We start from the raw sequence: 19846 nt of genomic DNA, 5'->3' as shown, positions 1-19846 counted from the left end.
CGGCGATACAGGGGCCCGTCGCCCGGGCCGGTTCACCAGCGGGGAGAACGTTCATGACCACTGTGCTGCCCTCTTCGGAATCACCGCCGGCCGCCGAGTCGCCGCCGGCCGCGCCGCGCCGCCGGCGCCGCGAGCCGGTGGTCGTGCTGGCCATCGCCGGCTGCGTCGTGCTCGTGGTCGCGGGGAGCGTCGTCCCGCTCACCGCGGTGCTGAGCGCGGCGCTGTCGGGCGAGGCCATGCCGCACTACGTGCGCTTCTTCACCTCCGCCGTCGGCCTGCGCATCCTGTGGAACACGCTGGTGCTCGGCGTGCTGACCGGGCTGTGCGGCACCGCGATCGGGTTCCTGTTCGCGTTCACCCAGACCAGGCTGGACGTGCCGGGCAAGCGGGTGCTGCACGTCATCGCGCTGGTGCCGGTGGTCAGCCCGCCGTTCGCGGTGGCCACGGCCACGATCGTGCTGTTCGGCCGGCGCGGCCTGGTGACGCACGGCCTGTTCGGCCTCTCCTACGACATCTACGGGCTCGACGGGCTGGTGTTCGTCCTGTCGCTGTCGCTCTTCCCGGTGGCCTACCTGGGCCTGCTCGGCATGATGCGGGGCCTGGACCCGGCCATGGAGGAGGCCGCCATGACCATGGGCGCCTCCCGCTGGCGGGTGTTCCGCACGGTGATGTTGCCGCTGCTCGCGCCGGGGCTCGCGGCGCCGTTCCTGCTGCTGTTCGTGGAGGCCATCGCCGACCTGGCCAATCCGCTCGTGCTCGGCGGGGACCACACCGTGCTGGCCGGCCGCGCGTACCTGGCCGTCACCGGCGAGTACGACACCACCAGCGCGGCCGTCTACAGCCTGATCCTGCTGGTGCCCGCGCTCGGCGTGTTCGCCGCGCAGCGATACTGGCTGAGCAGGAAGGTCCGGGCCACCGTCACCGGGCGGCCGTCCGGCAGCGTGCACCTGGTCACGAGCTGGGTGCGCTGGCCCGTCTACGCGCTGGCCGTGCTGGTGGCGCTGGTCATCGTCGCCGTGTACGGCACCGTGGTGGCCGGCGGGATCACCCGGGTGTTCGGCGTCGACTACGCGCTGACCTTCGAGCACCTGCGCGAGGTGCTGCTCGGCGTCGGGCGCGAGGCGCTGAAGGACACCACGCTGCTGGCCGCGATCGCGACGCCGGTGGCCGGGGTGTCCGGGCTGGTGATCGCCTGGCTCGCGGTCCGGCACCTGCCCAGGGCCGGAGGCTGGCTCGACCTGGCGGGCACGCTCGGCGTGGCCGTGCCGGGGACCGTGCTCGGCATCGGCTACCTGCTGGCCTACCGTCCGGACCGGTACGTGGGCGACTGGCTGGTCGTGCCGGGAATCGTGGGCGGCGGCGCGGTCGGCGGCGGCGCGGTCGCGATCGTGCTGGCGTACATCATCCGGTCCGTGCCCGCGGGGCTGCGTACCGGGACGGCGGCGCTGTCGCAGCTGCACCCCAGCCTGGAGGAGGCGTCGGCGGACCTGGGCGCGGGGCCGCTGCGCACGTTCCGCCGGGTCACGCTGCCGCTGATCCGGCCGGCCCTGCTCACCGGGCTCGGCTACGGCTTCGCCCGCTGCATGACCTCGATCTCGACGATCATCCTGCTGGTCACGCCCGGCACCAGCATCATCACCTCGCAGATTCTCAGCGCCGCCAACACCGGCCGCTACGGCGTCGCCTTCGCCTACTGCACCGTGCTGACCGCGCTGGTGCTGGCCGGGTTCGGGGTCATCAGGCTGATCGTCGGCCGGGCCCCCACGCTGCACAGAGTCTCTTCGGAAAGGCAGGGCGGATGACGGCCGTCACCTGGCAACCCCAGAACCGCGCGGAGACCCGGCCGGGCCGGCTCCACCTCGACCGGCTCACCAAGGCCTTCCACGCGGCGCGCGGCTCCGACCCGGTCGTCGCGGTCGACGCGGTCACGCTCGACGTGGCGCCCGGCGAGTTCATCACCCTGCTCGGGCCGTCCGGCTGCGGCAAGACCACCACGCTGCGCATCGTGGCCGGGCTTGAGACCGCCACGCACGGCCACGTCAGGCTCGACGGCCAGGTGATCGACGCGCTGCCGCCGCAGCGCCGGCCGATGGCCATGGTGTTCCAGAGCTACGCGCTGTTCCCGCACCTCACCGTGGGCGAGAACATCGCGTACGGGCTGCGTACCAGGCACCGCGGCAAGGACGAGACGGACACCGCCCTGCGTATCGCGCTGACCAGCATGAACCTGGTCGGTCTGGCCGACCGCAGCCCGCACGAGCTGTCCGGTGGCCAGCAGCAGCGGGTGGCGCTGGCCCGCGCGCTGGTCGTCCAGCCCAAGGTGCTGCTCTTCGACGAGCCGCTGTCGAACCTGGACGCCAAGCTGCGCGGCGCCATGCGCGCCGAGATCCGCAGGATCCAGCGCAGGCTCGGCATCACCAGCCTGTACGTCACCCACGACCAGGACGAGGCCATGACCCTGTCGGACCGGGTGGTGGTGATGAACCAGGGCCGCATCGAGCAGGTGGCCACCCCGGCCGACATCTACTTCAGGCCGGCCACCGTGTTCGTGGCCGACTTCATCGGCCGGGCCAACTTCGTCGAGGTCGTGCCCGAGCGCGTGGACGACACGGGCGCGGCGGTGACCGCGCTCGGCCGGCCGATGACCGTGCCCGCGCACCCCGAGGTGCGCCCGAACTCCCCCGCCTACCTGATGCTCCGGCCGGAGACGCTCTCCCTGGCCCCGGCCGGGGACGGCGGCACCGGGTCGGTGCTGCGCGCCACCTTCCACGGGCACAGCGTGGACTACGAGGTGGAGACGCGCGCAGGAACGCTGTCGGTGACCGTGCCCGGGCCTGATCCGCAGGGCCTGCTGGCCGAGGGCACGAACGTCACCGTCACCGCCGATCCGGCTCGGGCGTACGTGTTGACCAAAGCGCAGTAGTCTCGACGGGTCATCGGGGCGGATCGGCCGGCGGGAGTGCGGATGGAACGGTGGGACCGGTGGCGCTCAGCCACCTCACTGCGGTTGCTGGCGCTGGCCCTGGCCGCGCTCCCCCGGCTGCTCGACCTCCGGCTCCCCAGCCCGCCCATGGCCGAGGACGAGTGGGAGCACGCGTTCGTGGTGGGCAGCGTGCAGGTGGCCGACGGCTACTTCGATCCGCCGCTCGCCCAGCAGTGGTTCGAGTTCGTCGGGTCGTCCGGGCTGGTCGTGCTGGTGCTCGCGGTGGTGTTCGCTCTGCCCGACCGGCACACTCGCCCGGCCACCCGGTGGGCGGCCGGGCTGCTGGCCGCGTACGGCGTGATCAGCGGCTGGGTCGGGATGAGCGCGCTGGAGCACGCGGACAGCGCCGGGATGGGTGAGCAGTTCTTCCTCGCGCCGTTCTACTTCCTCAGCGCGCTGGCCCTGCTGGCGAGCCTGCGCGTGGCCCGCCGCACGACGCCGCCGGACTGACCCGGCAGTGTCGCCGGTCGGCGTTCCTGCCGGCTGCCGGTGACCTTCCGCGTCCAGAACGGTCGTACCGGCCTCCTACCATGACGGCCATGAGCACGCACGCATTCACGCTGGCCGCGAAGGGGCCGTTCGACTTCGGCGCCATGCTGCGTTTCGTCGAAGACTGGCCGGCCACCAGCGCGCTGCCCTCCGACGGGCGCACGCTGCGTTTCGCCTATTGCGCCGAGTCCGACTGGCGGCCGATCGGCGTGAGCGTGACCGCCGCGCCGGGCGGGGTCGAGGTCGTCACCACGCGGCCGGCGGGCCCGGCGATCCGGGGCGAGGTGGCGCGCATCCTGTCGCTCGACGTCGACGGCGCCGGCTTCGCCGCGCTCGGCGCGGCCGATCCGGTGCTCGGCGACGTGCAGCGGCTGCGGCCGGGGCTGCGTCCGGTGTGCTTCTGGAGCCCGTGGGAGGCGGCGTGCTGGGCGGTGATCGTGCAGCGCTCGTCGATGCACATCGCGGCCCGCATCAAGCAGCGCATCGCCGACCGCTACGGCGCGCGGGTCACCGTCGACGGGCACGAATACACCGCCTTCCCGCCGCCGGTGTCACTGCTCGACGCCGACGGGCTCGGCCTGCCCGCGCAGAAGGAGGAGTGGGTGCGCGGCCTGGCCCAGGCGGCGCTCGACGGCGTGCTCACCGCCGAGCACCTGCGCTCGCTCGACCCCGACGACGCCCTGGCCGAGCTGCGGGCCCTGCCCGGCGTGGGGCCGTTCTCCGCCGGGCTGATCCTGATCCGCGGCGCGGGCGCGCCCGACGCGTTCCCCGGCGACGAGCCGCGCCTGTTCGGGATCCTGCGCGAGGTCTACGGGCTGCCCGACGACGCCACGCCGGCCGCCTACCGGAAGCTGGCCGACGCCTGGCGGCCCTACCGCTCGTGGGCCTCCTTCCTGTTCCGCGCCACCGGGTATCAGAACCCGCGCTGACCAGGCGCCCCGGCGGAGTCCGCGCTGATCGGGCCCGCGCCGGAACCCGCGCTGATCGGCCCCGCGCCGGAACCCGCGCTGATCAGGCGCCGCGGCCGACCGCCAGTTCGGCGGTGTGCGTACGGCCGCGCGACCCGGCCAGGTTCACCGTGATCGCCGGGCGCTCCCCCGGCACCACGGTGACCGTCGGGTCGGCCGCGATCAGGCGGTGCGCCGGGTGGTCGAGCGTGACGGTCACGCCGCTCACCGTACGGCCCGGGTCGGAGACCGCCACCGTGATCCGGCCGGCCGCCTGCCTGACCAGCACCGCGCACGGCGCGCTCGCGGTCACGCCGCCCGCCGCGCCCGCCGCCCAGAACGTGGCCGCGAGCAGGACGCCCCGGCCGACCGATCTGCCGTGCGCGCGCACGGCCTGCACCTCGGCGGTGTTGGCCAGCACCTCGGCCCGGTCGAACGCCTCGGTCTGCGCCAGGCTCGCGGTCGGCAGCAGGATGTAGGCGTAGGCCGCGTTCGCCGGGTTCGCGCCGTGGTCCAGCCAGAGCGTGACGTAGTCGCGTGCCACCTGCCCGTTCCCGCCGCCAGTCGAGGCGCCGTCGTTGATCGCCCGCCAGCTGTCGGCACGCCGCTCGCGCAGCGTGCGCAGCCCGCTCGAACCGGACGGGAAGACGTAGCCGCCGACGCCGTCGAGGTGCGCCCAGCGTCCGTCCTGGCCGGTGGTCAGCTCGGCGGTGGTGCCCCGGTTCTCCACGACCGTCTCGATCGGGCGGCCGTCGCCGCTGGTGATGCCCGCGCCCAGGCAGACCACCGCGTCGTCCAGGAACACCCAGCTCTTCCTGGCCCGCAGCGTGGTGCCCGCCGCCATCAGGTCGAGGCTCGCCAGCCCGTACGTGCCCGCCGCGACGCCGCCGGCCCAGGCGTTGGCCGGGCGGAACGTGCCGGTGCCGCCGGACGAGACCGCCGGGTCGCGGTGCCTGGTGTCGACGGTGGTGCCAGGCAGCCGGTAGGAGTTCACCGTCGGCCAGTAGTCGTCGGCGTAGTGCCCGGTGTCGGTGTGCAGGTAGGTGACGCCGTCGCCCTGGTACCAGGCCCGGTAGTTCTCGCCGTTGCCGCACTCGTACATGGCGATGCGTCTCGACGACAGGCTGAGCGCCATCGACCAGCCCGGACGGCGGTGCACGACCCGGTCCATGGCCGCGAACACGTGGTGCGCGGTGGGCCTGGGCACCGGGGTGAGCCGGGCGTCGGCGAGCACGGCGCCGGCCCTGGCGGTGGCGGCGATCCCGGCGCTCGCCAGGAACTCACCCCGCTCGATCCAGCCCTTGGCCAGGCAGCGGAACCGGGTGGCGTACGGCTCGGGCGCGCCGGCGGCGAGTTGCAGGATGGCGTCCACGGTGTCGCGTCCGGCGTCGGAGTCGCGGTTGAACTGCCGTGACACCGCCCGGCCGCGCACGCTGTCCATCATCAGGCCGTCGTGGATCCACGGCGCGTAGGTGCGTTCGACCGCGTCGAGCACGACGGCCACGGCCGGGTCGGTGACCTGCCAGGGCGAGCCGCCGAGCAGGCCGAGCACGGCGCTGACCGACTGCAGCAGCACCACGCCGTACGAGCCGGTGTAGGCCACCACGTCGTGCTGGATGAACGAGCCGTCGGCGTAGTAGCCGTCGCCCGAGCTGACGTAGCCGAACAGGGTGCGCCGGCCGCCGTCGCGCACGTCGGACAGGCCGTCGCGGGCGAGCGCCAGCTTGGCCGGCTCGTCGCCGACCGCGCCGCGCAGCGCCACGATCAGCGCCTTGTCCGCCCGGTTCGCGCCGGTCTCGGCGAAGTTCGCGAGGTTGGTACGGCGGTCCGGGTTGGGGCAGAACCGGTCGACGGCCCTGATCCAGGCGGCCCGCTGCGTATCGCTGATCACCTCGTGCATGAGGACGCAGGTGTCCATCAGCGCCCGGGGCGCGCCGATCTCCCAGTGCCACCAGTTGCCGGTCTCGCGCTTGGACTCGTTGTAGGCGCGGGCGTGGAGGAAGTCGAGCCCGCCGAGTAGGTCGGCGGTCAGCGTGTCGTCGCCGTGCAGGGCCGAGCCGGGCGTGGCCCAGGCGACGGCCAGGGTGCGCAGCCGCTGGTAGCTGCTCGCGATGTCGCCGGACACGCCGGTCAGCGGCAGGTCGGCCCAGAGCGAGGTGCGGCCCGCGGCGGTGTTCAGTCCGGCGCGCAGCTCGGTGGCGGCGGCGTTCAGCCTGGCCAGCGGCGCGGCGAAGGCGGGGTCCGCCGGGTCGAAGGGGACTCCGGTGATGAGCGCGGCGGCCTTGGCGCGCAGCGCGGCGTACGTCTCGGGCGTGGGAGCGGCGGCATTGGTGGCGGGGGTGGCAGTGGCGGGGGTGGCCGTGTCGGCGGCGGCCGGGGTGCCGCCGAGCAGCGCCGCGCCGGCGCCTGCGGCCAGCGTGCCGAGGAAGGCCCGGCGTCCTGGACGAATGGACGGCATGCTCTCTCCTGCAACGTGGGGGGATGCACGCAGAGTATGTAAGCGCTTTCCGAAGCCGTCAACGGCTTTCCCGATCTTTCTGCCGCTTTCCATCGCCTTACTGCGGCGCTCCGGTAAAGCCGGATAGAAAGCGCTTGCTGTCCAACCGCTCGCCGCTTTCCCGCATCAAAGACGTCAGGGAACTCGATCACGGGGGTTGTCGATGGGACGCGTTCCACTGCTGCCGGGCGACCCCCGGCAGATCGCGGACTACTGGCTCGCGGGCCGCCTGGGGGCGGGCGGCCAGGGCGTGGTGTACGAGGCGTACGACGCGGCGGGCGCCCGGGTGGCGGTCAAGGTGCTGCACGGGACCATGAGCAGGCTGGACAAGGAGGTCACCGCGACGCGCCGGGTGGCGTCGTTCTGCACCGCCAGGGTGCTGGCCGTGGGCGGCGACGGTGACGGCGAGGGGGCCAGGCCGTACCTGGTCAGCGAGTACGTCGAAGGCCCCAGCCTGCGCCAGGCGGTCGCCGGCGGGCCCGTCTTCACCGGCGACGACCTGCGCAGGCTGGCGATCGGCATCGCGACCGCGCTGCTGGCCATCCACCGGGCGGGCGTGGTCCACCGGGATCTGAAGCCGGAGAACGTCCTGCTGGGCGCGGACGGGCCGCGGGTCATCGACTTCGGCATCGCCCGTACCGAGGACATGTCGCTGACCGCGTCGCGGCAGGTGGCGGGCACGCCCCGGTACATGGCACCGGAGCTGCTGCACGGCGACAGGGCCGGGCGGCCGGCCGACGTGTACGGGTGGGGCGCGGTGGTGCTGTTCGCGGCCACCGGGCGCGACCCGTTCGAGGGCGAGCACCTCGGTTACGTGATGAACCAGGTGATCACCGCGGATCCGGACGTGTCCGTGCTGGCCGAGCCGCTGCGCACGCTGGTGGCCGCCGCGCTGCGCAAGGACCCGGCCGCGCGGCCGACGGCGGAGACGCTGCTGCGCGGGCTGCTGGGCGGCACCGGCACGCCCCTCGACCAGGCACCCCCCGATGACCCGTCCCTCGACCAGGCGGCCCCCGCGGGCGGCGGGGACTTGCTTCGGGCGGGCAGCGATGCCGCCGCCGAGGTCCGGCCACGGGACGCCGAAGGCGACCCCGCGCTCGCCGACCTGGCCGAGCAGGCGTACGCCGGGCTGGACGAGGCGGGCCGGCGGCTCGCGCCGCACCTGCTGCTGCGCCTGGTGAGCCCGCTGCAGCAGGCCGCCGACGTGCTGCGCCCGGCCGGCGCCGACGAACTGCTGCACGGCGACGACCCGGACACCGCCGAGCGGGTCCTGACCGCGTTCGACGGGCTGCTCGTCCGCCAGGACGACACGGTCATGCTGGCCAACGCGGCGCTGTTACGCGCCTGGCCCCGGCTGCGCGAGTGGGTCGACGCCGACCGCGACGGCCTGCGCCTGCACCACGAGCTGAGCAACGCGGCCCGCCTGTGGCGCGACAACGGCGCCAAGACCGCCGACCTCCACCAGGGCACCTCACTCGACCGGATGCTCGAACGGGCGGCCGACGGCCGGCAGCGCCTGCCGCTGACCCCGGTCGAACGCGGTTTCCTGGCGGCCTGCATCGCCCACCGCAGGACCCGGACCAGGCGCAGGCGGACGCTCACCGCGGCGCTGGCCGTGCTGCTGCTGATCTCGCTGGGCGCGGTGTTCGTCGTCGACCAGCAGCGCCGGACGATCGCCGAGCAGGGCGAGACGGTCAGCAGGCAGCTCAGGGAGGCGGTGGGCCGCCGCCTGCCAGGTGAGGCGGCGGCGCTGCGCGCGGCCGACCCGGCGGTGGCGATGCTGCTCTCGGTCGCCGCGCACCGGCTGGCCCCCGGGTCGCGCGAGGTGCGGGCCGGGCTGGCGGCCGCGCTCGGCCAGCGGGAGCTGTCGGCCTTCACCGAGCCGGGCGCCGACGCCGACGCCTCGGTCTACCACCTGGTGGACGGCAGAACCCTGCTGGCCACCGACCTGAACCCGCCGCACGCGGTCCGGGTGTGGGACCTGGAGACCGGGCGGCACACCACGCTCGCCGCCGACCGCCTGCCCAAGCAGGAGGTCACGGTCACGCCGGACGGCCGCACGCTGGTCATCGGCAACGAGGCGGGCGTGCGCCTGTGGGACATCGGCTCGGGCGAGCAGGTGGGCCCGGCCTTCGGCCCGTCGGGGGCGGGCGTGACCATCGCGGAGGACCTGCGCTTCAGCCGCGACGGCAGCGTGCTGGCCATCGACAGGGACGGCGTCGAGTTCTGGGACGTGCGCACCCGGACCCGGCTGTTCCACCGCGAACGCGGCAAGATGGTCGTCCTGCCGCCCGCGGTCGTCTCCGCCGACGGCCGGCTGGCGGTGGCCGTGCTCTCGGCCGAGCAGGGCCTGCGGCTGGTGGACGTCCGTTCCGGGAAGACCCGGCCGCTGCCGGGCAAGGAGCACCGGTACCACCCGGAGTCGGGTGTCCACGCGGCCGACTTCAGCCCGGCCGGGCGCCTGCTGGCCGCCACGGACGGCTCGTCGATGTCCGTCACGGACGTCGGCACCGGCAAGACCGTCAGCCGGGTCGCGTCCACGCCGGGGCTGGCCGAGGTGCGCTTCAGCGGTGACGGCAGGTTCGTGGCGGGGCTCACGTCGTCCGGGCTGGTCAGGTTGTGGACCACGGCCGAAGGCGCGGAGGTGATGCGGTACCGGGTGCGCGGGCAGAGCGGGTCGCTGGCGTTCGGCGCGGGCGATCGCACGCTGCGCGTGCTGACCGACCAGTCGGCCGTGCTGACGCTCGACGTCTCACGCTTCACCCACCCCCCGCTCGCCATGCCCGGCGCCGCCGCGGCCGGGCCGATGTCGGACGACGGCCGGCTCGCGGTGGCCTGGCGCGGCGGCGGCGAGTCCTGGGAGCTGAACGTCGTGGACGTGGCGCGGCGCGCCCCGCTTCCCGGCGTGCGCATGACGGCGACCGCGCCGGGCGTCGAGAGCCTGCCGGTGACCGCGCTCAACGCCGACGGACGGGTGCTGGCCGTGGTGGTCGCCGACCCGCCGTCGGTGGCGCTCTGGGACACGGCCGCCGGCCGCCTGCTCGGCTCGGTCCCCGCGGGTGAGCTGCGCGGCGAGCCGGTCTGGTCGTGGGGGCTGGCCCTGAGCGCCGACGGCCGCACGCTCGCGGTCTCCGCGTTCACCACCTCGCGGACGTGGCTGTGGGACGTGCCCGCCCAGCGCCGCGTCAAGACGTTGGACGAGGTCGGCGGCGCGATCCTGGCCTTCGACCCCGGCGCACGCCGCCTGTGGGCCTTCGCCGGTTTCACCAAGGTGGTGGACCTGCGTACCGGCCGGGTCGAGGAGCCCACGCAGAGCAGGAACGCCCCGCCCGGCCCCTTCACCGCCTTCCATCCGGCCGGCCGGGTGCTGGCCGTGAGCGACCCGCAGCATGGACAGGTGCGCTTCCGCGCCACCTCCGACCTGGCCCCGACCGGTCACGTGCTGAACGCCCACGACGACGCCGTCACCGCGCTGGCGTACTCGCCGGACGGGACCGTGCTGGCCACGGCCGGGCTCGACCACCGGGTGCGGCTGTGGGAGCCGGACACCGGCCTGAGCCTGGGCACGCTCACCGCCGACCACATGGGCGGGATCTCGTCCGTGGCGTTCAGCCCGGACGGGAGCAGGCTGTACAGCATCGACCGGCTCGGCGCGCTGTTCGCGCATCCGCTCGCCGGGCCGCAGGTCGCGGCGGCGGTCTGCGCCCGGGTGGGCCGGGATCTCACGGACGGCGAGCGGCGGCGGCACCTGAAGGAGTTCCCGGCGCTGGAGGTGTGCCCTGGACATGCTCGCTGACGACCGGGTGTCGCGATCGCGGCGAGCTGTCTAGGGTTCGTGTCATCGGGGTGTTCGCCGCATCCCAGGTGTCCGGTGTGTTCGCCTCGTCCAGTTGTCCGGAGTGTTCGCAGAAGGAGCGACATGGCGCAGCCGAGCAGTCGTGAGAGCACGCAGGTCGTCGTCATCGGGGCCGGGCCGGCCGGCCTGACCCTGGCCAATCTGCTGATGCGGGCCGGCGTCGCGTGCGTGGTGCTGGAACGGCAGAGCCGGTCCTACGTCGAGCAACGGCAGCGGGCCGGCGTGCTCGACTACGACGGCACCCGCATCTTCGACGAGTGGGGCCTGGCCGACGCCGTGCTGTCCGGCATGCCCAGGGACAGCACGCTGGAGATCCGCGTCGACGGGGAACCGCGCTTCCTCGACATCCCCACGCTGTCCGGCGGCCGGGCCGGCGTGATCGTCCCGCAGCAGTTGCTCGTCGGCCGTCTCATGAAGGCCCTGCTCGACGGCGGCGGCGACCTGCGTTTCGAGGCGGCCGAGGTGCGCCCGCGCGACCTCGAAGGCCCCCGGCCCACGGTCGCCTACCGTGACGCGGACGGCGTCCAGCACGAGATCGTCTGCGACTACGTGGCCGGGTGCGACGGCCAGCACGGGGTCAGCCGGGCCGTCATCCCCGAAGGGGAGCTGACCACTTACGCCTACGACCACGGCATCGGCTGGCTGACCGTGCTGGCCGAGGCGCCGCCGCCGCGCCACCCGCTGTTCGCGATCACCTCGCACGGCTTCGCCGCGCACTTCCCCCGTGGCCCGCGCGCCAGCCGCTTCTACCTCGAATGCGCGCCCGCCGACGTGCCCGGCGACTGGGCCGACGAGCGGATCTGGGACCAGCTCCGGTTACGGCTCGGCGACCAGGGGCTGCCCACCGGGCCGATCGGCGAGAAGTCCGTGGTGGAGATGCGCAGCTTCGTCGCCGAGCCGATGCGTCACGGCAGGCTCTTCCTGGTCGGCGACTCCGCGCACATCGTCACGCCGATGGGCGGCAAGGGCATGAACCTGGCCATCGGCGACGCGAACGTCCTGGCCCACGCGTTGCGCGCGGCCGTGCGCGACGGGGACGACAAGCAGCTCGACGCGTACTCCGACACGTGTCTCCAGCGGGTGTGGAACTACCAGGAGTTCTGCCGCTGGCTGACCGAGATGACGCACGAGGCCGGCGACGACCGGCTGGCCGGGGCCTTCCGCCGGCGGCTGGCCAGGGCGCGGCTGGAGCGGCTGTTCACCTCCGAGGTGGCCGGCCGGGCCTTCGCCGACCTGGTGGCGGGCGGCTGACCGGGCCCGCTCAGGCCGCCTTGCTGGCGCCGCCCGCCTTCTTGGAACTGGCCGCCTTCCTCACGCCGCCCGCCTTCCTGGCACTGGCCGTGGGCAGGGCCGGCGGCAGGAGGCGGTTGTTGCGCACCAGCCAGGTGGCGCGCAGCAGGTCCGGGGTCAGGTAGCGGTCGTCGCCCAGCGGCCGGACGTAGCGCCTGAACTGCGCGTGCAGGTAGCGGGTGCCCACGCCGAGCGGCAGCGGCCTCATCCGGGCCGCGATGAGGTCGATGCCCTGGGCCGACATGAGGAACTGCACCGCCAGCACGGTCTCCAGCCGGTCGAGGTTGGCGTGCAGGTTCCTGACCGAGGCCATGGCCATCGTGTTGTGGTCCTCCTGGCCGTTCTTGGCCGGGCGTGACAACGTCCCCGCGGGCGTGGCGCGTATCTGCATCTCCGGGACCAGCGCGGTGGCCACGGTCTGCACCTGCACCAGGCCGGAGTTCAGGCCGACCGCGCCGCCCGCCAGGTTGGCCGGCAGGCCGTAGCTCCAGCTCGGCGACAGCAGCCGTGCGGACAGCTCCTGCGAGAGCACGCCGAGGTCGGCGATCTCCGCGTTCAGCGTGTCGGCGGTGTGGCCCATGATGGAGCCGTCCCAGTTGCCGCCCATCACGAACTCGTGGCCCTTGCCGTCCTTGCGGCGGAAGACCAGCGGGTTGGAGGTCGAGGAGTTGGCCTCCCTGATCAGGGTCGTGCGCGCGTCGCCGAGCACCTTCCTGAGCCCGGCCATGATGTGCGGGGCGGCGCGAACGGACACCGCGTCCTGCACACGCGGGTGGTAGTTGGCCGGGTCGAGGCGCTTTCGTCCCTCTTCGGTCATCCAGCCCGAGCCGGCGACCAGCGCGCGCAGCCGCGCGGCGATCGCGTTCTCCTCCGGGATGTGCCGCTCGGCGTGCGTGCGGCCGTCGAGTGAGCCGCGCTCGGCCCTGGTCGCCTCCAGGAACAGCGCGAACGCGCCTTCCGCCTGGTCGGCGAGCGCGTCTGCGCGGTGCACGGCGTGCAGCAGCGACGCGGCCACGACCGTGCTGCCGCTGATGATCGGCAACGCCTCCCCCGCCTCCAGGACGAAGTCCCTGGGCAGCCCGGCCAGCGGCAACATGGCCGAGGCCGGACCCTGCCCGCCCCGGTAACGCACCGGCGCGTCCTCGCCGATCGCGGCCAGCCCGGCCGCCGCCTGCGGCTGCAGATCACCGGTGCCGAGCGAGCCGATCTGCGGCATGACCGGCACGACACCGGCGTTGACCATGGCCAGCAGGCGTTCCGGCACCTCCGGCCGGACCCCCACCTTCCCCCTGGCCATCTGGTTGGCCTTGAGCACCAGGGCCAGCCTCGCCACGTTGTCTGGCAGGGCCGGGCCGACGCCCGCGGCGTGCGAGCGCAGCGTGTTGCGCTGGAACAGCCGCTGCTCGTCCACGGTCAGCGGACGGTCCTTCAGCGGGCCCAGCGCCTGGTTCCAGCCGTAGACCCGCTGGCTCTCCAGCGCCGCGAGCGCGCCTTCGCGCGCCTGGGTCATGCGGGCGCGGGCGGCGGGGGCGAGCCGTACCGTCAGCGGACGGCCGTCGAGGACGGCGAAGGCGTCCCTGATGGAGAACGCGCCGCCGGTCAGCACCAGCTCGACCGGCTGGGCCGCGGAGCGCGTCGCGGGTGGCGCGGGCCGGGCATCCGGGGCGGCCTGCGGCGGCCTTCCCGGGTCCGCGACGGCCTGACCAGGCACGACGGCCGCGGCGACCAGCACCGCGCCCGTGACGATCCGTCCAGCGTTCGACATCCGTGCCTCCTCCGGCCACCACGACGAAGATCAACGCAACTTCGTGTCTAGCCCTCGCGGACGCGGCGCCGAGCACGGCGCGGCACCCGCCGGAGAAGTGCTGACCCATCCTCGACCGGCCGTTGACATCACCCCACGAACCGGACGACGGAGGTCCTGACGGTCACAAGCGACGGGTCCCGGCGGTCAGCGGTGCGGCCTCGCCGATCGCCCGTGCCTGGCGGCCGCGCGCCGGCGTTCGCCCCGGTCGTGCCAGGCGCCGCGGACGTACACCGGCTCTCCCGGCCCGACCAGCTTGAACAGCCGCTTGGACGTGGCCAGCGGCAGCCGCACGCACCCGTGCGAAGCCGGCCGGAGCGGCACCTGCGACGAGCCGTGCATGGCGATGCCGCCGTTGAAGTACATCGCGTTGAACATCGAGCCGAGCGCCCCGGTGGACCAGCCCGGAGAGCGGGCGCCGACCCGGAAGTCGCCGATCGGGGTGTTGGCCACCCGGCACCGGCCGCCGTTGCAGAACTCGATCCCGGCCCCGGTGGAGACGTGCGAGACGAGGACCGGGCGATCCCTGCGGTAGACGGTCAGGAGCTGGGTGCGCAGGTTGATCTCGACCCGGTCGTCCGGGCCGCGCGGCACGAGCGGACGCCGTCGCCGCGGGCGCTCCAGCGCCTGCCACTCCGCGGTGCTCACCTCGCCGCGCGGCGTGAGTCCCTGGCTCTTCTGCAGGGTCCAGACCGCGTAGCGGGTCTGGACGTCGTAGTTCCCGTTGATCCGGCCCCAGTAGAACCCGCCCTGGTGCAGCTTGCGCTGCAGGCGTTCGACTTCGGCGCTGCGATCGCCTGGGGCCACCACGGTGTCGGCCGCCGCGATCCCGCCCGGGACCAGCGGCGCCGTGCAACTGACGACGAGGACGGCGAACCACCGCATTTTGATCACGTATGTGGATTTGCCGTGATCAGGGCATGATGATCCTGGAAAAACGGTCATCTTCGGTAAATTTCTCGGGACGGTCGGTGCGGCGTACCGGCCATTCCCGCACCGGCCCGTCGGTGCGGCGCGCAGACTTTTCGCGGACAGCCGGTCAGTGCCGTGCACCGGCCTTTCGAGGACAGCCGGTCTGTGCGGTGCGCCGGCCTTTCGGGGACAGCCGTTCGGCGCGGTGCGCCGGCCTTTCCTGGGTCCTGCCCTGAAACGCGTGCGCGCGGGTGGACGCCTTTCGTGTGGCGTCCACCCGCGCGTTTCATCCCGGCCCGATCAGGGGCGGCCGGCGGACGCCGGCGGGATCAGCGGTCGCGGCGTTCAGTTGGGCGGGGTCAGGTCGATGAAGTCGCTGCAGTTGCCCGGCCAGGGATCGTTCATGCCCGTTCCCGGCGTCGGGTTGAGCCGGCACTCCGTCTGGAAGACCTGCCCGGACGCGGTGCGCACGGTCACGTGCAGGCGCCCGAGCCTGTTGGCCAGCGAGACGCCCGTGACGCCGCCCGGGTAGTTGTCGATCGACGACAGGTCGTGCCACGTCGGCGTGGTGCGCGGGTCGCGCACCAGGGTCCGGCCGTCGCCGGGCGCCTGCGCGACGAACTTGCGGTTGCCGTGGAAGGCCGTGTCGACGCTGGAGCCGGCGGTCCCCGCCGGACCCGCCGGGCCCTGCGGACCCTGGGGACCCTGCGGGCCGGTCCGGCCGTGGCAGCGGTGGTGGCAGCCGCGGTGCCACGGACGCCAGTGGTTCCAGTGCCGCCAGCCGCCGCCGCACCAGCGGTGTCCGTGACAGCCACGACCGGCCACCAGCGGCGGTTTCTCGTCGCTCTTGACGGCCTGAGCCGTCACGCGGGTGGTCAGGTCGGCGTTCGCCCCGGCGACCGCCGGAGTGAACGGGACGAGGGCGGCGGACGCGGCGAAGACGACATACGTCAGCCGGATCATCGGGTTTGCGGGCATGGGACTTCCGTCTCTCTCGCAGGAATCAGCTGTGGTGCCAGGCCCCGGAGGGAGGTGACGATCCGGAATGCCATGGTCACGTTGTGCTTACCCGCGTGATCGAGTGCGGTCGGCATGCCCGCGCTAATGCCTGGCTAAAGCTTCCGCCGCGCACCGCCAGGCGACTCGCCTTCGACCGTCCGCAGTGGGAGTCGGCGGTTCAGCGCGGGCATGGCCGGCCCGCGTGCGCGGCCTCGGCGGCCAGGTCGATGATCAAGTCGAGCTTGTCGCGTGCCTTGACCAGCTCGCCGATCCGGCTCTCGATGCGGTCGCGCTCGCCGCCCAGCCGCCGGAGCAGCTCGGGGGTGACCTCGCCGGTCACCACGCACGGCATCAGGTCGGCCATCGACTTGCTGGCCAGCCCGGCCGCGTAGAGCTGCTGGATCAGCCAGACCCGCTCCACCGCGTCTTCGGGGTAGTGCCGCTGGCCGCTGGCGCTGCGTTCGGCGACGAGCAGGTGCTGCTCCTCGTAGTAGCGCAGGGCCCGCACGCTCACGCCCGTCTTGGCGGCGAGTTCCCCGATGCGCATGACGGCCTCCCTGGTGATTCGCGTCACAACATTTGCCTCTGACGTCAACGTCAGGTTTTAGCGTATCCGCGAATCACTCGTCACTGAGAACTGCCTGGAGGCAGCCATGCGTATTTCCGGCTCGACCGCGCTCGTGACCGGCGCCAACCGCGGCATCGGCCTGCGTTTCGCGCGGCAACTGCTGGAGCGCGGCGCGAAGAAGGTCTACGCCGCCGCGCGCAATCCCGAGCACGTCGACGTCCCCGGCGTCGAGGCGCTGCGGCTGGACATCACCGACCCGGCCTCGGTCGAGGCGGCCGCCGCCGTCGCCGGCGACGTGACGCTCCTGATCAACAACGCCGGCATCAGCACGGGCACCAACCTGATCGCCGGCGACCTCGCCACGATCCGCCTGGAGATGGAGACCCACTACTACGGGACGCTCGCCATGGTGCGTGCCTTCGCCCCGATCCTCGGCCGCAACGGCGGCGGCGCCGTGCTCAACGTGTTGTCCGCGCTGTCCTGGTTCTCCCACGACGGGGCCAACGCGTACAGCGCCGCGAAGGCGGCCGAGTGGAGCCTGACCAACGGCGTCCGGCTCGAACTGCGCGGCCAGGGCACGCTGGTGACCGGCCTGCATCTGGGCGCCGCCGCCACGGACATGATGGCCGGGTACGAGGGCGAGATGATCGACCCCGAGGACGTGGCCCGCGCCGCGCTCGACGGCATCGAGGCCGATGAGCTGGAGGTGGTCGTCGACGAGTGGAGCGCCAAGGTCAAGGCCGCGCTCGCCGCCGACCCCGCCAGGTTCTACGGCCGCTGACCCGCCCGGACGGCCGCCGACCCGCCCAGGCCGCCGCTGACCCGCGCAAACGCCTGCTGGTCCGGGCGAGCGACCGCGACCCCAGGCGGTTCCGGTGCTCGCACCGATTCCGCCGGACCGGCCCCCCTGTCATCATCGCGGCATGGGTGCCCCCTCCTGGCCGGCGATCCACTCGCCGGCCGCGCTCACCGCCGCGGCGATCGCGGTCGGAACGTACCTGTCCGGCTTCCGTTACGGCGGCAACAGCCCGATCTTCGTGCTCCCGCTGGCCGCAGCGGCGATCGTCTGCTCGTTCTGCGCCGCCGCGCTGACCAGGGCGGGCCGGCCGCGCACCGGCCGGTGGGTGGCCGCGACCTGCTGGGCACTGCTCGCCTACCTGGTCACCACCGCCGTCGCCGCCGAGTACGCGGGCGCCAAGGGCCACACCGACGCCCTGGCCTGGCTCGCGGTGACCTGGCACGCGGCCGGATACATCCTGCCGATCACCCTGTTACAGGTGGCCCTGCTGGTGGCCGGGTCGCGTCCGGCCTGGGCGGTACGGCTGGTGCTCGGCTACGGGATCGCCTTCGCCCTGCTGGCGATGGCGGTGTTGCCGGTGGGCGAGCCGTACTCGCGGATCAGGCCGTTGTGGGAGCTGCCGGAGGCGGCCGGGCCCGCGGCGCTGCCGTGGATGGCGTCGGTGCTGGTGGCGCCGGTGCTGCTGTGGCGGGCGGCGCCCGCGGCCCGCGGCGAGGAGCGCCTGCGGCTGCTCGTCCTGGCCGCGTGCGCGCTGGTGCCGATCGTCACCGTGCTGCTCTGCGCGCTGGCCGCGGCGATGGCGGGCGGCTTCGGCGTGCTGACCCCGGCGGCCGGTGAGGCGGCGCTGGCGGTGGGGTTCTGCGCGCCGTTCGCCGTGTGCCCGCTCCTGCTAGTCGCGGTGGCGCGGCACGGCGGCGCGCGCTGGGCGGGCCGGGTGCCGTCGTTGATCGGCCTGGTCGTGGGGCTGCTGTTCGCGCTGCTGGTGGTGGCGGCGGGCGCGGTGCTCGGTGACCTGCTCGGCGCCGGGGCGGTGCTGCCGGTGGTGCTGGTGACGCTGGCGGTGGCCGCGCTGGCCGTCCCGCTCGACCGGTGGGTGGTGCGGGCGCTGGTGCTGCGTACCGACCCGGTCAGGGCGCGGGCGGCGCGTCTCGTCCGGGAGGCGGGCGAGACCAGCCGGCCGGCCGAGACCGCCAGGGACATTCTGCGCGCCGCGCTCGGCGACCCCAGCGCGGGCCTGGCGCTGCGGCTGCCCGAGGGGCGCGGCTGGGTGGACGCCGACGGCGCGGCCATGGCGGAGCCGCCGCCCGGCGCGGTGCCGATCGGCACGCGGGCGTACCTGATGCATCGCGGCGCGGCCGCGGACGCCGGCGGCGGCGTAGCCGAGGTGGCCGAGCTGGTCGAACGGGCGGTGCTCCAGGCCGCGGTACGCGAGCAGGCCGGCCGGGCCGAGTCGGCGGCGGCCGAGGAACGACGGCGGCTCGAACGCGACCTGCACGACGGCGTGCAGGGCCGGCTGCTCGCGCTCGCGCTGGAACTGCGGATGGCCTGGCGGCGCTTCCCGGACGCCGAGACGCGGAACCTGCTCACCGGCGCGAGCGACAACCTGGCCACCGCGATCGAGGAGCTGCGCGCGCTGGTCGCGGGCAACGTGCCGGAGACGCTGAGCAGGCATGGCCTGCGGGTCGCGCTGGCCGACCTGACCGGCGCGATCCCGCTGCCGATCACGCTCAACGTGCCGGCCGAGCGGCTGCCGCCACGCGTCGAGAGCGTGGCGTACCTGGTGGTGTGCGAGGCGGTCACCAACGCGCTCAAGCACGCCGGCGCGAGCTCCATCACCGTGGACGTGACGGTCACCGGCGGCCACGCCCGGGTGAGCGTCACCGACGACGGGAGCGGCGGCGCCGACCCCCGGGCGGGCACCGGCCTGCGCGGGCTGTCGGAACGGGTCGAGGCGGCCGGCGGCCGGCTGCTGGTCTGCGACCGCCGGCCGCGCGGCACGGAACTGGAGGTGATCCTGCCGTGCGGGTCGTGATCGCCGAGGACCTGGTGATGCTCAGGCAGAGCATCGCCAGGCTGCTGCGTGCGGACGGCATCGAGGTCGCCGCCGAGGTGGGTGACGCGGCGAGCCTGGTGTCGGCCGTCGTCGCCGAGCGGCCGGACCTGGTGATCGCGGACGTGCGGATGCCGCCCACGTTCACCGACGAGGGCGCCCGCGCGGCGGTGCTGCTGCGCGAGCGCTTCCCCGAGCTGGCCGTGGTGATGCTCTCGCACGTCGTGGAACCGGCGCTGGCCATGACGCTGGCCGCGGAACGTCCGGCGCGGTTCGGCTACCTGCTCAAGGACCGGGTGCTCGACCTGGACGACTTCGTGGCCGCCGTCCGCCGGGTCGCGGCCGGCGGCACCGCGATCGACGCCCAGGTCGTCGACCACTACCTGGCCGGCCCGAGCACGCCCACCGGCCCGGGCACGCTCACCGGCCGCGAGCGCGACGTGCTCGGGCTGCTGGCCCAGGGGCTCAGCAACGTGGCCATCGCCGGCCGGCTGGTCATCTCCGAGCGGACCGTCGACTCGCACGTCGCGTCGATCTTCACCAAGCTGGCCCTGCCGCCCGACGCCGACCACAACCGCCGGGTGCGTGCCGCGCTGATGTGGCTGAACCGGTGTTAGCTCGGATGTGGCGGCCGGGCCCGCGATCGTAGCGT

General features: G+C 73.9%; 14 protein-coding genes. 9 read left to right on the top strand and 5 right to left on the bottom strand.

Annotation, left to right across the window (positions count from 1 at the left end; translation table 11 throughout):
• Positions 1-53: 53 nt before the first annotated feature.
• From HII36_RS13225 to HII36_RS13210, 4 genes are all read left to right on the top strand, one after another.
• Positions 54-1802, top strand: a complete 1749-nt coding sequence (locus HII36_RS13225) for an ABC transporter permease (protein ID WP_173523433.1) — start codon at positions 54-56, stop codon at positions 1800-1802.
• Positions 1799-2923 carry an ABC transporter ATP-binding protein gene (locus tag HII36_RS13220; protein ID WP_173523432.1) on the top strand — a complete coding sequence of 375 codons (1125 nt, stop codon included), beginning with the start codon at positions 1799-1801 and terminating at the stop codon, positions 2921-2923. Before HII36_RS13225 ends, HII36_RS13220 begins: the two co-directional genes overlap by 4 nt.
• 42 nt (positions 2924-2965) lie before the next feature.
• On the top strand, positions 2966-3433 hold the full coding sequence (locus tag HII36_RS13215; RefSeq protein WP_173523431.1) for a hypothetical protein: 468 nt from the start codon (positions 2966-2968) through the stop codon (positions 3431-3433).
• Positions 3434-3522: 89 nt separating this feature from the next.
• Positions 3523-4401 carry a DNA-3-methyladenine glycosylase family protein gene (locus HII36_RS13210; RefSeq protein ID WP_173523430.1) on the top strand — a complete coding sequence of 293 codons (879 nt, stop codon included), beginning with the start codon at positions 3523-3525 and terminating at the stop codon, positions 4399-4401.
• Positions 4402-4483: 82 nt separating this feature from the next.
• Here HII36_RS13210 and HII36_RS13205 read toward each other — a convergent pair whose 3' ends face one another.
• Positions 4484-6877 carry a polysaccharide lyase 8 family protein gene (locus HII36_RS13205; RefSeq protein WP_173523429.1) on the bottom strand — a complete coding sequence of 798 codons (2394 nt, stop codon included), beginning with the start codon at positions 6875-6877 and terminating at the stop codon, positions 4484-4486.
• Positions 6878-7079: 202 nt separating this feature from the next.
• On the opposite strand from HII36_RS13205, the gene HII36_RS13200 reads away from it, so the two are divergent.
• Both HII36_RS13200 and HII36_RS13195 read left to right on the top strand, forming a co-directional pair.
• Entirely contained in the window at positions 7080-10712 is a 3633-nt protein-coding gene (locus HII36_RS13200; protein ID WP_173523428.1) for a serine/threonine-protein kinase, read from the top strand.
• Between the two features lie 123 nt (positions 10713-10835).
• Positions 10836-12023 (top strand): 4-hydroxybenzoate 3-monooxygenase, encoded by a 1188-nt coding sequence (locus tag HII36_RS13195; RefSeq protein ID WP_173523427.1) that lies wholly within the window; start codon positions 10836-10838, stop codon positions 12021-12023.
• Between the two features lie 10 nt (positions 12024-12033).
• Here the strand turns inward: HII36_RS13195 and HII36_RS13190 are convergent, their stop codons facing one another.
• The 4 genes from HII36_RS13190 to HII36_RS13175 form a co-directional block, all read right to left on the bottom strand.
• The gene (locus tag HII36_RS13190) at positions 12034-13827 is read right to left on the bottom strand and encodes an HAL/PAL/TAL family ammonia-lyase (protein ID WP_173523426.1); all 1794 of its coding nucleotides are present in this window, start codon (positions 13825-13827) and stop codon (positions 12034-12036) included.
• Between the two features lie 186 nt (positions 13828-14013).
• Positions 14014-14751 carry a L,D-transpeptidase family protein gene (locus HII36_RS13185; RefSeq protein WP_236003455.1) on the bottom strand — a complete coding sequence of 246 codons (738 nt, stop codon included), beginning with the start codon at positions 14749-14751 and terminating at the stop codon, positions 14014-14016.
• 372 nt (positions 14752-15123) lie between these two features.
• On the bottom strand, positions 15124-15756 hold the full coding sequence (locus HII36_RS13180) for a hypothetical protein (RefSeq protein WP_173523424.1): 633 nt from the start codon (positions 15754-15756) through the stop codon (positions 15124-15126).
• A gap of 199 nt (positions 15757-15955) precedes the next feature.
• Positions 15956-16324 (bottom strand): MerR family transcriptional regulator, encoded by a 369-nt coding sequence (locus tag HII36_RS13175; RefSeq protein WP_173523423.1) that lies wholly within the window; start codon positions 16322-16324, stop codon positions 15956-15958.
• Between the two features lie 106 nt (positions 16325-16430).
• Between HII36_RS13175 and HII36_RS13170 the strand changes: the two genes are divergently transcribed.
• From HII36_RS13170 to HII36_RS13160, 3 genes are all read left to right on the top strand, one after another.
• Positions 16431-17126, top strand: coding sequence for an SDR family oxidoreductase (locus tag HII36_RS13170; protein WP_173523422.1), 696 nt, complete (start codon positions 16431-16433; stop codon positions 17124-17126).
• Positions 17127-17268: 142 nt separating this feature from the next.
• Positions 17269-19176: a sensor histidine kinase gene (locus HII36_RS13165; RefSeq protein ID WP_173523421.1), complete on the top strand. Its 1908-nt coding sequence runs from the start codon at positions 17269-17271 to the stop codon at positions 19174-19176.
• A complete protein-coding gene (locus HII36_RS13160) occupies positions 19164-19811 on the top strand; it encodes a LuxR C-terminal-related transcriptional regulator (RefSeq protein WP_173523420.1) in 648 nt (215 codons plus the stop codon). Before HII36_RS13165 ends, HII36_RS13160 begins: the two co-directional genes overlap by 13 nt.
• Positions 19812-19846 lie beyond the last annotated feature (35 nt).

The organism is Nonomuraea antri, assembly GCF_013283785.1.
GTDB lineage: Bacteria > Actinomycetota > Actinomycetes > Streptosporangiales > Streptosporangiaceae > Nonomuraea > Nonomuraea antri.
Note: the sequence above shows the minus strand (reverse complement) of the source record. Positions and strands in the feature narration are given on the sequence as shown.

Bases quoted from the DNA above. Each gene is read 5' to 3' on its own strand.
- HII36_RS13215 (WP_173523431.1), top strand. From the start codon at position 2,966: ATGGAACGGTGGGACCGGTGGCGCTCAGCCACCTCACTGCGGTTGCTG.
- HII36_RS13170 (WP_173523422.1), top strand. From the start codon at position 16,431: ATGCGTATTTCCGGCTCGACCGCGCTCGTGACCGGCGCCAACCGCGGC.
- HII36_RS13180 (WP_173523424.1), bottom strand. From the start codon at position 15,756: ATGCCCGCAAACCCGATGATCCGGCTGACGTATGTCGTCTTCGCCGCG.
- HII36_RS13220 (WP_173523432.1), top strand. From the start codon at position 1,799: ATGACGGCCGTCACCTGGCAACCCCAGAACCGCGCGGAGACCCGGCCG.
- HII36_RS13210 (WP_173523430.1), top strand. From the start codon at position 3,523: ATGAGCACGCACGCATTCACGCTGGCCGCGAAGGGGCCGTTCGACTTC.
- HII36_RS13175 (WP_173523423.1), bottom strand. From the start codon at position 16,324: ATGCGCATCGGGGAACTCGCCGCCAAGACGGGCGTGAGCGTGCGGGCC.
- HII36_RS13200 (WP_173523428.1), top strand. From the start codon at position 7,080: ATGGGACGCGTTCCACTGCTGCCGGGCGACCCCCGGCAGATCGCGGAC.
- HII36_RS13225 (WP_173523433.1), top strand. From the start codon at position 54: ATGACCACTGTGCTGCCCTCTTCGGAATCACCGCCGGCCGCCGAGTCG.
- HII36_RS13165 (WP_173523421.1), top strand. From the start codon at position 17,269: ATGGGTGCCCCCTCCTGGCCGGCGATCCACTCGCCGGCCGCGCTCACC.
- HII36_RS13195 (WP_173523427.1), top strand. From the start codon at position 10,836: ATGGCGCAGCCGAGCAGTCGTGAGAGCACGCAGGTCGTCGTCATCGGG.
- HII36_RS13185 (WP_236003455.1), bottom strand. From the start codon at position 14,751: ATGCGGTGGTTCGCCGTCCTCGTCGTCAGTTGCACGGCGCCGCTGGTC.
- HII36_RS13205 (WP_173523429.1), bottom strand. From the start codon at position 6,877: ATGCCGTCCATTCGTCCAGGACGCCGGGCCTTCCTCGGCACGCTGGCC.
- HII36_RS13190 (WP_173523426.1), bottom strand. From the start codon at position 13,827: ATGTCGAACGCTGGACGGATCGTCACGGGCGCGGTGCTGGTCGCCGCG.